Origin of the sequence: Lentilactobacillus fungorum, assembly GCF_016860605.1 — a bacterium.
Taxonomy (GTDB): Bacteria; Bacillota; Bacilli; order Lactobacillales; family Lactobacillaceae; genus Lentilactobacillus; species Lentilactobacillus fungorum.
On the sequence record NZ_BNJR01000016.1, the window covers coordinates 1 to 13,309 of the forward strand.

10 protein-coding genes and 1 riboswitch are annotated in these 13,309 nt (G+C 45.0%); of the genes, 6 read left to right on the plus strand and 4 right to left on the minus strand.

Annotation, left to right across the window (positions count from 1 at the left end; translation table 11 throughout):
- Nucleotides 1-128: 128 nt before the first annotated feature.
- Nucleotides 129-1,184 carry a lactonase family protein gene (locus YK48G_RS08895; protein WP_203630379.1) on the plus strand — a complete coding sequence of 352 codons (1,056 nt, stop codon included), beginning with the start codon at nt 129-131 and terminating at the stop codon, nt 1,182-1,184.
- Nucleotides 1,185-1,323: 139 nt separating this feature from the next.
- Here the strand turns inward: YK48G_RS08895 and YK48G_RS08900 are convergent, their stop codons facing one another.
- Nucleotides 1,324-2,175, minus strand: coding sequence for a fumarylacetoacetate hydrolase family protein (locus tag YK48G_RS08900; RefSeq protein WP_203630380.1), 852 nt, complete (start codon nt 2,173-2,175; stop codon nt 1,324-1,326).
- 190 nt (nt 2,176-2,365) lie between these two features.
- A complete protein-coding gene (locus YK48G_RS08905; RefSeq protein ID WP_203630381.1) occupies nt 2,366-4,726 on the minus strand; it encodes an ATP-dependent DNA helicase in 2,361 nt (786 codons plus the stop codon).
- 701 nt (nt 4,727-5,427) lie between these two features.
- Between YK48G_RS08905 and YK48G_RS08910 the strand changes: the two genes are divergently transcribed.
- Both YK48G_RS08910 and YK48G_RS08915 read left to right on the plus strand, forming a co-directional pair.
- Entirely contained in the window at nt 5,428-6,021 is a 594-nt protein-coding gene (locus YK48G_RS08910) for a hypothetical protein (protein ID WP_203630382.1), read from the plus strand.
- Between the two features lies 1 nt (nt 6,022).
- Nucleotides 6,023-6,247, plus strand: a complete 225-nt coding sequence (locus tag YK48G_RS08915; protein ID WP_203630383.1) for a hypothetical protein — start codon at nt 6,023-6,025, stop codon at nt 6,245-6,247.
- Nucleotides 6,248-6,439: 192 nt separating this feature from the next.
- Here the strand turns inward: YK48G_RS08915 and dapF are convergent, their stop codons facing one another.
- Nucleotides 6,440-7,450, minus strand: coding sequence for a diaminopimelate epimerase (gene dapF / locus YK48G_RS08920; RefSeq protein WP_203630384.1), 1,011 nt, complete (start codon nt 7,448-7,450; stop codon nt 6,440-6,442).
- Between the two features lie 33 nt (nt 7,451-7,483).
- A complete protein-coding gene (locus YK48G_RS08925) occupies nt 7,484-8,854 on the minus strand; it encodes an aspartate kinase (protein WP_203630708.1) in 1,371 nt (456 codons plus the stop codon).
- 616 nt (nt 8,855-9,470) lie between these two features.
- Nucleotides 9,471-9,650, plus strand: a riboswitch (Lysine riboswitch).
- 195 nt (nt 9,651-9,845) lie between these two features.
- On the opposite strand from YK48G_RS08925, the gene lysA reads away from it, so the two are divergent.
- The 3 genes from lysA to YK48G_RS08940 all read left to right on the plus strand — a co-directional run bounded on the left by lysA (nt 9,846) and on the right by YK48G_RS08940 (nt 13,295).
- Nucleotides 9,846-11,162: a diaminopimelate decarboxylase gene (lysA, locus tag YK48G_RS08930; protein WP_203630385.1), complete on the plus strand. Its 1,317-nt coding sequence runs from the start codon at nt 9,846-9,848 to the stop codon at nt 11,160-11,162.
- 263 nt (nt 11,163-11,425) lie between these two features.
- The gene (gene dapD, locus YK48G_RS08935; RefSeq protein ID WP_203630386.1) at nt 11,426-12,136 is read left to right on the plus strand and encodes a 2,3,4,5-tetrahydropyridine-2,6-dicarboxylate N-acetyltransferase; all 711 of its coding nucleotides are present in this window, start codon (nt 11,426-11,428) and stop codon (nt 12,134-12,136) included.
- A gap of 4 nt (nt 12,137-12,140) precedes the next feature.
- The gene (locus YK48G_RS08940) at nt 12,141-13,295 is read left to right on the plus strand and encodes an N-acetyldiaminopimelate deacetylase (RefSeq protein ID WP_203630387.1); all 1,155 of its coding nucleotides are present in this window, start codon (nt 12,141-12,143) and stop codon (nt 13,293-13,295) included.
- The last annotated feature ends 14 nt before the right edge of the window (nt 13,296-13,309 follow it).

The following is a 13,309-nucleotide window of genomic DNA, read 5'->3' on the forward strand; positions in this document are numbered from 1 at the left end:
CGCAAAGCAGAAAGCTGCACCTAAGTCAACTTGTCCAAAAATCCAAGCCCGGGATTTCCGGCCAAGTTAACTTAGGCTCCGCTTTCTAAGCGCTTTGCTCCGCTCACTTTATATTTGGAGGTATTATCTTGACTGAAACTTATTTGATTGGAACCTATACCAGAAGAATTAGTAAGGGTGTTTATCAGCTTGAATTAGATCCTGATAACCAGAAATTACAAAATTTGGAATTTGTGGGGGAGGCCATCGACCCAACTTACATAGCCGAATCAAAGAATAAACGGATTTATGCGATTACTAAAGTTAAGGATGAAAAGACCGGTGATGTGTCTGGCGGTTTCTATGAGTGGGATGGCACTCAAACGACGTATCCGCTGGCACCCATTGCGGGTATCCATGATCAAGAAACGTCACCGGCTTATATTGCCGTCGATGACAATCGAAAGCTGGTCTTTACCGCCAATTATCATGCTGGAATCGTCAGCACTTACAAAATCGCGGAAAATGGGGCAATTTCGCTTGCTGATCGGATTATGGACAAAGGGACACTAGGCTTTCGGCCAGAACAACAAGATGGCCCACATCCTCATTACATCAATTTGACACCTGATAACCGGCTTGTCGTTGTTGACTTAGGCGTTGATAAAGTCTATCTCTACGATGTGGATGATAGCGGCAAATTAACCCCCGTAAGTGAATTACAAATGGAGGACGGCTATGGCCCTCGCCACATTACTTTTGATGCAAAAAAGAACGTTGCTTATTTAGTGGGTGAACTTAGCAGCAATGTTGCCGTTTTGGATTATGATGCACAAGCTGGCAAACTCTCATTGAGAAATATTTTATCAACTATCCCTGATGATTGGACGGAACACAATGGCGCTGCAGCGATTAGACTATCAAGCGACGGCCGGTTCGTTTACGTTTCAAACCGGGGTAATAACACGATTGCCGTCTTTAGCTCAGATACCGCTGGCAATTTAACGCTTGTGCAACGAATTGCGACGGAAGGTGACTTTCCTCGCGACTTTAACTTCAGCGATGATGAGTCATTTGTGATTTGCCTAAATCAAAATTCAGATAATGCGACATTATACGCGCGAGATGCCCAATCTGGCAAATTGACGATGGTTCAAAAAGACTTCGCGGTACCAGAAGGCGTCAGTGTATTGCGCCGCCTGTAAACCATTACTTAGATAACTCACAATAAAGGTCGGGACAAAACGAATTGTTTTGCGCCGACCTTTATTGTGCTAAATATGAGCTAGCAGCTGAGCAACCCCAAGAATCGCTGATCCCCTGCGTTTTGCTAATTACTATCAACTAGTTCACATGCGTGGTAATGGTGCCAAGCCCCTCAATTTCGCTTGTCAACACATCACCGGATTTTAAGAAGATCTGTGGATCACGACCAACCCCAGTGCCACTAGGTGTCCCCGTGAAGATTAAGTCCCCTGGATATAACTCAATCACACTCGAAATATATGAAACCAGCGTTTGAATATCAAAAATCATTTGGCTAATGGATGCTTGCTGCATTACGTCACCATTTACTTTAGTGACGACTTGCTTGGAAACAATGTCATCGGTATCGGCAATCGTTGTTATGTAAGGGCCGATTGGCGAATAATTCTTAAATGATTTACCGAGGTCAAACTGCGTATTGGCGCCATCGATCGTTTGAAGACGACGGTCTGAGATATCTTGGCCGACCGTATAGCCAGCAATGGCATCTTCGGCGTCCTCGCGGCTAATATTGCGGCCGCCGCGGCCAATGACGACAACTAGTTCTGATTCCCAATCGACGGTCTCACTGCTTAAGTGAATTGCGTTTTTAGGTCCGGCCAACGAACTGACAAATTTGTTAAAGACATTTGGCCGTTTGGGTTTAGCCGTAGCCATTTCCTTCATATGATCGAGATAGTTAAAGCCGATTGCTGGGATTTGTTTTGGAAACTGGACTGGCTGTTCGAACTTGTTAGCATCTAGGATTTTAGAATGGTCGTTACTGATGATTCTTTCATCATTCACATCGATTAGTACGTTTGAAACAAAGTTCTGCCAGTCATTTAGAATACTGTCAATCGAATTGTAGCCGGTAATTGGGACGCCCCAGAATTGATCATTTTGGAGCGCCACCAACATTGGCTGATTTTCGTACATCGCTAATTTCAATCTAACCCCTCCTGACTTAGTGAGCGAAACAAAGACAATTAAAAAGCGGCATCTAAGCTGTTGTAAACGAGAAGCTCGGCTTGCTGCCGGCAGCCTAGAGATAACTTTTCACTTTACATAACTGTCCTAGTCCAATTAACGAACAGCGATATCAGTATACACCCAATCCTGCTAAAAGTAACGGGAACGCTTAATCGTTGCTGTTTTTCCAGAACTGTTGGAGGATCGTTGCTAATTGGTGGTCACTATTTGTAACTTTGATTGCCTGCCAATTGGTTGGAAAAATTTGGCGATACCTGGTTTGATTAAAGCGCTGATCCATCAAGACAATGACGCCCTTATCCGTTTTTGTCCTGATTAACCGGCCAGCGGCTTGAGAAACGTTGTTAAAGCCGGGAAGTTGGTAAGCAAACGAGAAGCCTTGGCCGTTTAGCTGGTCAAAATAATCACGAATCAAATCAGACTCTTCATTGATCCCGGGCAACCCAACACTGACGATTCCCACGCCAATTAAAGCATCATTTTTTAGGTCGATACCTTCAGAAAAGATCCCGCCTAGCAAGGCAAAGCCAACTTTGGTTTGGTGGTCCGATTGACGAAATTCAGCTAAAAATGCTTCTCTGGCTTCTTGGGACATCTCAGGCGTTTGGTTAATTACGTGGACATCAGGATAAGTTTCAACAAAGTGGTTGAGTACCAAATTTAAATAAGTCATTGACGGAAAGAAAACCAGATAGTGTCCGGCTTTTTGGGCAATTAGCGTGGCAATCGTGTTACAGATTGGCTGGATGCTATTCTGCCGGTTGGCGTAAACCGTATTAATGTTGTTTGCGACAATTACTTGGCAGTTTTTGGGCGGAAACGCGGAGGTGGAGATCATTGCTAAACTATCGGGTTCGTTGCCTAAAACTTGTTGGTAATAATTAATGGGACTTAGCGTTGCCGAAAACAAAATGGCTGCCCGCCCCAGATTAAGGCTGTCTTTGAGATGCTTGCTGGGATCCAAACAAAATTGGCGAAACGTGATGCGATCGTCGTTAACGATGATTCGGGTTCGGTAGGTTTCATCATAAAACTGACTAATCAAGTAATAGCTACGGCACTGAAAGTAATAATCGACGACGCTATCCACGACATCGCTAGGAGACTGGGCCGCCAACCATTGGTGAATGACTTCAATTAGGTCACCAAGTGTTTTATCAAAATTTGTCAGTGGCGCTAGTTGGGATACCTGTTTGGCAACGGTCGCCGCGGCAGGCTTACTGTAACGTTTAAATGACCGTTTAAGTGATTTGAGTTTACTGATGATTTTGGCATTGGTAGCTGGTTTTTGGTTTAAGGAATGAATTAAAGGATCGATTGGCGTCGACGCCAGTGTTGCCGAATACATTTCTCGAGAACGCTGCACTAAGTTATGAACTTCATCAATTAAGAAGCAGTTTGTTTTATCAGGAACTGAAAAGAAGCGTTGTAAGTGGACTTGGGGGTCAAACAAATAATTGTAATCACAAATAATGACATCACAGAACAAGCTAACGTCTAGGGAATATTCAAACGGGTCCACTTGGTGCTTTCTGGCGTATGTTTGAATCGTTTGTTTGGTGATTTGATCGACGTGGGTAATGAGATCCTTGATGGCTGGCCGCACGCGATCATAATAGCCAACCATGTAAGGATTTTCCTCTGGCAAAACGTTTTCTTCTTCTGGAAAGGTGATTTTGTCTTTAGCTGTTAGGGTGATTGATTTTAAGGCCAATCCTTTGGTACTCATGAGGCTGATCGTGTTTTCAGCTACGTGGCGGGTACTTTGCTTGGCTGTGAAATAAAAGACCCGCTTGATGAGTTCTTCACCCATTGATTTAATAGCGGGGAAAAGGGTGGAAATGGTTTTGCCTGTACCAGTTGGAGCTTCAACGAACAAGTGCTTTTCAAGCATAATTGCTTTGTAGACATTGGTGGCTAATTGGTGTTGGCCGGGTCGATACGTTTTAAAAGGAAACGCCAATTTTTTGGCAGTGGTAACCCGCTGTTCGTCCAAATCACGGCGCAACTTGAGCCATTCCTGGTATTCCTTGATGAGGTCATTAAAGAAGTCAATGGCTTTTGAACGCGTGATTAACTGTTGTTTAGTCGTAATGATTTCATCGGGCGTTTGAACGTACGTGAGTTGCATTGTGACCGAATCAATGTCTCGGTCTTGCATGACAATATAAGCATAGACTTTTACCTGTGCCCAATATAGCGCCAATGTTGAATCGGGAAGATTGGCATATTCCAAGTCAGATGTTTTGATTTCTTCAAGTAATAATTTGTCATCTTGAACATCAATCCCATCGGCACGCCCGGAGATAACGTAGTCGTCGCCAAGGTAATTAATGGTTGTTTTTAAAGCCACTTCAGATTGATAAGATGCAGGCCGGCTGTGTTGGAGTTTGCGATGGATTCGACTGCCTTCTTGGGGGGTGTTTTCGCTGCTGATGACCGGACTTAAGTCGCCAGTCCGCAATAAAAATTCAACTAATTCTCGAATGCCAATTTGATGGGTTGCCATGTGTTCCTCCTTTCAAGTGCGCGGAGCAAAGCGTTTAGAAAGCGGAGCCTAAGCCACTCCAGCCATAAATCCCGGGTTTGGATTTGTGGCTGGAGTGGCTTAGGTGCAGCTTTCTGCTTTGCGTAGCGGTCCTCGGCAAAGTAGTGGCGGGCAAATCATAAATCCCGGGTTTGGATTTGTGGCTGGAGTGGCTTAGGTGCAGCTTTCTGCTTTGCGTAGCGGTCCTCGGCAAAGTAGTGGCGGGTAAACCAGAAATCCCGGGCCTGGATTTTTGGCTGAGTGGCCTTAGGTGCAGCTTTCTGCTTTGCGCAGCGATCCTCGACTAGGTAGTAGCGAAGCTCGGGAATCCCCGGGCTTGGGATTTTCGTTAGAGGTGCTTACACGCAGATCCCTGCTTTGCTCCGCGGTCCTCGGCAAAGTAGTGGCGGGCAAATCATAAATCCCGGGCTTGGATTTTTGCTTGGGGGTATCTAGGGTTTCCTGCTTTGCGAAACAGTCCCATTCCCTGTAAAAGGGGATAGTCACCTAAACTTTGGCAAGACAGCCTGCTGACGTATGCTTCTATTTGATAAAACTGTTCTAAATCTAACCGCATTCTATTATACTAGAGAATAGCTTGTTCTTCAGCATTTGGCTGATATGTACAGAAGGAACCAATCATTATCCAATTAAATCATGACATATTAAAGGAGGAGGCCGCCATGAATCCCCAATTTGGTCAGATACTTAAAAGAAAACATGATCGCTATATTGCCCTTGGACGGGTGATTACCAATAACCCGCAATTAATCCTAGACAACGTTAATTATATTGGCAAAAAGAACTTTGTCATCCACATTAAATTCGGTGGCGGCATTACCAGAGTAGCCCATTTACTGGTTAAGCTTCCCAACAATGACTTGCCATCATACTTGAGCCAAACGAAGGTCACTAGTTTTAAGTCGGCGGTTGAGAATCATGAATTGGAACTGCTCAATATTGAAGCAAGTGAACTGGCAGATTTTCAATTGGTTGAAACGTTGGAAATTGAAGACCCAAAAGATGAACAAATTGCTTACCTTGCCAGCATTCGGGAAAATACAATTCAATTAGTAACGGCTTATTTAAAGGACTTACAGGCCAAAATTGATAAGCTTTCACAACGAAAGGCTAATCACTATTTTTCCAGTAAGGCGCACTATGAGCAGGTAAAGGACTTTTTATTGTCGGTCGCGCCTTATCTGGATTTACGATTAAACAAAAGCCAAGTTCGTCAAGATGAATGGCGACTAAAGTTAAAGTTGGGAGGCCAATAGTATGTTAAATGAACAGAAGTTGGCGATCATCGTTAAAACCTTTGCCCACTATCGCGTCGATATTCAAACCAACAAAATGACCCTCACTAAGATTAACGGTCAGCCAGTTAACTTTGATGCCACCAAGTATATGCAGGATCAATTAATTAACCTAATTTGCAAGGTGTTGGCCAATCAGTTAGTGGCAGAGGTGTGGCAGAACGAGCAGGCAGCGTTAGGCGACTAGAAAAATCAATCAGTTAAGTGGATGACCCTTAAGACTTGATTATCGAGAGTTCCTTTTGAAATCGATACTTTGAATGGATACGCTGAGATAGAAGCTTGCTTACTTTTATATGCTGATGGGGTTCACTTATAACAAAAAAGACGTCCTTGCACTGCGGGGCGTCTTTTTGTGCGTCATTATAATAAGTCATAGCTAAAACCGGCCGTTATCCAAGCTCCCTACAAATTCATCATAGGCATCTTGCTCGTCAGTTGCCGTCACAGAAGCACGGGTCAGGTCGTTTGCGTGTAGATCGGCTTCCGGGATTTCAATTTCATGGGTAAAGGTTGCGTTGCCAATCAAATCAACGGTATACTCACCGTCATTGTTATGAACGCGAGTCTTAACCATGCCACCGGGGTTATAGACGGTAATGGTTTTTTCAAATTCAGCCAACTCCGGCCGGTTCAGGCAAAACGCGATGCTGGCAGCTGACATGCCGGTACCACAGGCGTTAGTTAGCCCAACACCGCGTTCAAAGGTTTGAACAAACAACGTGTCGGGGCCCTGAATTTCAGCGAAACTCACATTAACACCATCTGGGAAGTAAGGGTTCCTTTGATTAAGCATGGTTCCCAAAACTTTCAGTCCGTCCGGCTTCATTGTCTTAAAGTTACCAAACCCAATCAAGTGGGGATTAGGAACCGCTAAAGCTGTAAAACGGACGCCAACACCGAATTCTGGAATTGGTTGATCAATAATTTGGTCAGCACCCAAATGGTCGAACGGTAGGGATTCTTTATTAAAAGTAACCGGCGAAATCTCAACGCTAAAGGTTGGCACACCAGCTGCTAAATCAGTTTCTTTGTGAACTGCTAAATCACTATCTTGGGTCGCTACCTTGAATGCGTCTTGACCGGTTTTCTCAGCCAAGTAACGCGAAACCGTTCTTAAGCCGTTGCCACACATTGAGGCGATACTGCCATCGGTGTTGATGACTTCCATGCTGCCAAGAGCGCCGTCATGGTCCGAGTCATCAATTACCAACAAGCCGTCAGCGCCGTGAAGCAAGCCGTCAGCGCCGTGAAGCAAGCCGTCATTTGAATCGGTGATGTGTTTGGCGAGGGCCACTCGTTCTTGACTTGATAATTTATGGGTTAACTGGGTTTGATCGAGAATAAAAAATTTGTTTTGTGAGCCGTGGACCTTTAGTAACTGCACCATCGTGGGTTCCTCCAATTTAGAAACTGATTTGAGCTAAATGGTTAATTTAGCTTTACTGAAAAAATGCTGATAAATGTACCTAACGGCATTATCGGCGTCGGATTCACGGGTACCCAGCATGATTGAGATGCGAGAAGCACCTTGGTTAATCATGTGAACAGCAATTCCGTGGTCAGCGAGTGGTCGAATAATGTTCTCAATAGTACCAATTTTAGCACGCATTCCTTCACCGACAACCATAATGATCGCATAATCATCAATCCACTCTAAAGTGTCGGGATGCAGTGTGTTGTTAATATCGGCACACATCTTGTGGATGGTGTCATTATCCAGTTGATTGCGGTCAAAAATAATCGTTAAATCATCGATTCCAGATGGCATATGTTCGTAAGAAACCCCGTATTTATAAAGAATTTGTAGGATTTTTAACGTAAAGCCAACTTGTTTGTTGAGCAGATATCGGTGAAGATAGAGAGCCGCAAACCGATTGGAGCCGGCAATGCCTGTGACTGGTTTTTTCGTGGTGACGTCTTTTTCAGGGACAATAAGGGTGCCGGGAAGATCGGGATGATTCGTGTTTTTGACATTGATAGGGACTTGGCCTTGGATGGCTGGGATGATGGCTTCGTCGTTAAAAACTGAAAAGCCGGCGTATGACAGTTCACGCATTTCCCTGAAAGTCATTTTGGTAATGGGTTCGGGATCGTCAACAATTTTAGGGTTAGCTGCAAAAATGGCATCGACGTCCGTGAAGTTTTCGTACAAAGAAGCCCCTAATCCCCTTGCCAAAATGGATCCGGTAATATCAGAACCACCGCGGGCAAAGGTGGCAATTTGGCCATTTTTAGTAAAACCAAAAAAGCCAGGGAAGACTAATTTCTCATTGCCAACGGTGAAATGATTGAGGTTATCATAAGTTTCTTCCAAAACGGAGGCCTGATTGGGATCGTCGCTTAGTAAAATGCCAGCTTCTTTAGGATCCACAAACCGAGCCTTAGTGCCTGCTTGAGTTAAACAAGCGGCAAAAAGTTCGGCGTTTAAGCGTTCACCGTGAGCTTTAAACGCCGCCATGAGGTAGTCATCGTTAGGGTACGTCTGAGTTGGTAGTGCGACTAACTTAGCTTTAATGTCTTGGAGAACCGTAGCAGGAACGTGAAAGGCATTGCCAATTTCTTGATAGCGGGAAAAGATGTCATCAACGTATTTAGGACTTTGATCATGAGCAAGCGTTGCGTTGGCATACTTGATTAACAGATCAGTTACCTTGATGTCACCTGAAAAACGTTTCCCTGGCGCGGAAGTCACGATCACTTGACGATCCGGATCCTCTTGGACGATTTGAACAACTTTTTCAACATGGGCGGCATCCGCAAGAGAACTGCCCCCAAACTTAACAACTTTCATCAATAAAATTTCACTCCCTGGCTACTCCCATTAATTAACAATTCGATTAGAAATTGTTAAAACGAATTTTAGCATTTTGGAGGAATTTTGCAAGTGCGCGGAGCAAAGCGGTTAGAAAGCGGAGCCTAAGGCCACTTGGCCAGAAATCCCGGGCTTGGATTTGTGGCCAAGTGGCCTTAGGTGCAGCTTTCTGCTTTGCGTAGCGGTCCTCAGCAAAGTAGTGGCGGACAAACCATAAATCCCGGGCTTGGATTTGTGACCAAGTGGTTTTAGGTGCAGCTTTCTGCTTTGTGTAGCGGTCCTCGGCAAAGTAGCGGTAGACAAACCATAAATCCCGGGCTTGGATTTGTGGCTGGAGTGGCTTAGGTGCAGCTTTCTGCTTTGCGGAGCGGTCCTCGGCAAAATAGAGCAGCCTAAAGATTCTGGGTTTTGATTTAGGGACGAAGCAGCTTAGCTACCTGTTTTTTACATTTATATCAAGATGGCTGACCGTTTGTACGGTTAGCGAGTAACTGCCCTTCAAAAGCAAATCCTTAAAAGCGCCATAGCGGTCAGCAATCCTATCTCCTAACAAACTATTGACACTTTATGAGAAACATTATAAAATTATGTCAATTAAATCATTAGAGGTTGCGACCAACATCAGTAACCAGTGGAGTTCCTACCTGAACTTTGAAGCTGGCGAAAGGGGCGGTCGCCGAAGCACCATAGGAGGTAGCCTGTGGCGCGCTGGGACATAGCTTAAGAGGCTATGGACTGTCGCCGTAGAAATCTACGGCGGGGCGCTAACGACAATTGATAAAGAATATTTATTGAAACTATAAAATTCTGAATCTCTTTGTTTGGCTAGCGCTGAATGAAGAGATTTTTTTGTAGCATGCTAAATCAAGTGCTGATGAAATCACCCTCTTTTCTAGGCGATTAATGCACATCAACCCTAGCCTGATGCTATACCAGTACTTAATCTAATCAGTTAAAAGGAGAACCCACCATGAGCCATCAACTCGATCAGTTACCAACCAATCAAGCCGGACACTTAGAAATTGGCGGTGTCGATAGTCTCGACTTGGTTAAGCAATACCACACGCCGTTGGTTGTTTACGACGTTAAAGCGATCCGAGATCAAATTCATCATTTTCAAAAGGTTTTTAATGATAACGGAGTTGATTACGCGGTCAGTTACGCCAGTAAAGCCTTTGCTTGTATCGCCATGTTTCAACTGGTTAATCAGGAAAACGCGCATATTGACGTTGTTTCCGGCGGCGAATTATATACGGCAATTAAAGCCGGCTTTCCAATGGATCATGTTAGTTTCCATGGTAATGATAAATCGGTTGAAGAATTGGAAATGGCTGTTGACCACCAGATTGGTGTGATTATTCTAGACAACTTTCACGAAATTGAGTTACTGAAGCAGATTTTAGCTGCCAAAGATGCCCACATGAACGTGATGCTCCGAGTGACCCCAGGAATTTCCGCGCATACCCATGAATATGATCAGACCGGTCAAGTCGATAGTAAATTTGGCTTTGACCTTCAAAGCGGCCAAGCACGAAAAGCATTGGATCTGGTTCTGGCCGACGATCGGATGAATATGTTGGGGATTCATTGCCATATCGGTTCACAAATTTTTGAAGTCAAGGGGTTTGAAATGGCCGCTACCAAATTAATTGACACGCTTGGCCAATGGCATAAAGAGGTTGGCTATGTTGCAAAGGTAGTCAACGTTGGCGGCGGATTTGGGATTCGTTATACCGAAGAAGACGATCCAATTGCCCCGGAGATGTTTGTTGATGCGATTGTTAAAGCCATCAAAAAACGGGTGAGTGACTTATCCTTACCAATGCCAGCCATTTGGATTGAACCGGGCCGCTCAATCGCTGGGCCGGCTGGTTATAATCTCTATACCGTTGGTAGCCGCAAAGATGTCCCTGGCATTCGCTCGTACGTTACTGTTGATGGTGGCATGGGCGATAACATTCGGCCAGCGCTTTACCAAGCCAAGTACGAAGCCGTTTTAGCTAGCAATCCCAAGGCGCCGATTAAAGAAACGGTTCGGATAGCTGGCAAATATTGTGAATCCGGCGACATTTTGATTCAAAAGCAAGCCTTGCCTGCTACCAAGCCAGGTGACGTGCTGGCAATGCTTTCAACCGGTGCTTATGGGTATGCAATGGCTTCTAACTACAATCGCAATCCAAGACCAGCAGTTGTATTTGTTGAAAATGGCCATTCGCAACTGGCGATTAAACGAGAAACGTTTGAGGATTTGATTTCATTAGATCAAACGTTTTCGTTAGGGGATTAGTAGGACAGCTGCGCAAAGCAGAAACTTCCGCATAAAACATCTTGTCCAAAAATCCAAGCCCGGGATTTCCGGCCAAGCTACCTTATGCTCCAGTTTCTAACCGCTTTGCTCCGCTCACTATTCTAGGACAGCTGCGCAAAGCAGGGATCTGCGCGTAAGCACCTCTAACGAAAATCCCAAGCCCGGGGATTTCCGTTAGAGGAGCCTTACACTCCGATCCCTAACCGCTTTGCTTCGCTCACTCATTTTAAGGAGAATTCAGCATGACACAGTTAAACGCAAGAGAAATTATTGATTTTATTGGTAACGCAAAAAAGAAGACCCCCGTTAAGGCTTACATCAAAGGCGCCGTAAATGATATCGCCTTTCCTGACACCATTAAAGCCTTTGCCGAGACCCATACAGCAACGTTATTTGGTGATTGGGCGGAGGTTAAGCCCTTCTTGACGAAATATCAAGACCAAATTGAGGATTATCAAATTGAGGCGAATGCCAGAAATTCGGCAGTTCCATTACTGGACCTCAAAGACATCAATGCCCGAATTGAACCGGGTGTCATTATTCGCGATCACGTGACAATTGGCAATAACGCCGTCATTATGATGGGAGCAATTATCAACATCGGCGCTGAAATTGGTGATAACAGCATGATTGATATGGGCGTTGTCATGGGTGGCCGCGCCATTGTCGGCAAGCACACCCATATCGGTGCTGGCGCCGTGTTAGCCGGGGTTGTGGAACCAGCTTCTGCCAAGCCGGTTCAAGTTGACGATAACGTCTTGGTTGGCGCCAATGCGGTTCTTATTGAAGGCGTTCATGTGGGCGAAGGCGCGGTTGTGGCCGCCGGATCAATTGTTACCAAAGACGTTGCTCCCCACACGGTGGTTGCTGGCGTTCCTGCCCGCAAAGTAAAGGACGTCGATGACAAGACAACTTCAGAAACTGGTTTGGAAGACGATTTAAGAAAGCTGTGATGAAATGGCTCAACTTAATAAGGAAGCATTAATTGATATTCGCCGTCATTTGCATGAATATCCTGAATTGGCGATGCATGAATTTGACACCCACGATTATCTGTTGGCAACAATTAAAGCAATGAATCAACAGTTTCTCGAAATTAGAGAAATTAAAGAATTGCCAACGGCTCTTTTGGTCTATGTTCACGGTAGCGATCCCAAGCGGACGATTGGTTATCGAACTGACATCGATGCGCTGCCCGTTACTGAGGAAACCGGCTTGCCGTTTGCATCAAAAAATGTCGGGGTCATGCACGCTTGTGGTCACGATATTCATATGACAACGGCATTAGGGGTTCTCAGCCACTTTACCGAACAGCAGCCAAAAGATAACTTGATCTTTTTCTTCCAGCCGGCTGAGGAAAGTGAAAATGGTGGCAAAGTCGCTTATGAGTTGGGTGTTTTTGAAGGTAAGTGGCGGCCGGATGAGTTCTATGGTCTCCATGATAATCCTGATTTACCTGCTGGCGCGATTGGCTGTCGAATGGGGACATTATTTGCCGGAACCACCGAGGTCAACGTTGATTTGATCGGTAAAAGTGGGCACGCAGCTTACCCGCAGAACGCCAACGATATGATTGTGGCCGCTGCCCAATTTATTAATCAAGTTCAAACGATTGTGTCACGAAGCGTTAACCCAATCGAAGGCGGCGTGATCACGTTTGGTAAATTGGATGCCGGCACGATTCGAAACGTGATTGCTGGTCAAGCTAGAATCGAAGGGACCATCCGCGGTTTAACTCAAAAGATGATTGAACATATTGTGGACCGCCTAAAGCAGGTCGCCAATGGAGTGGCCACCAGTTATGGCGCCAAGGTGGAAATTCAATTTAACCAAGGCGGCTATTTACCGGTAGAAAATAATGACGATCTAACTAGGCGATTCATTGAATTTGCCAAACAAGACTCACAAACGGATTTTGTTGAAACCGAACCGGCGATGACCGGCGAAGACTTTGGCTACTTATTATCTAAGATTCCCGGTACGATGTTTTGGCTGGGAGTTGACGATGATTCACAGTTGCATTCCGCCACATTGAATCCTAAGGAATCAGCCATCCCAAAGGGCGTTCATTCAATTGTGCGGTTCTTGGAATATCGAATGGCGAATGAGTAATCGAATCTGAAAAG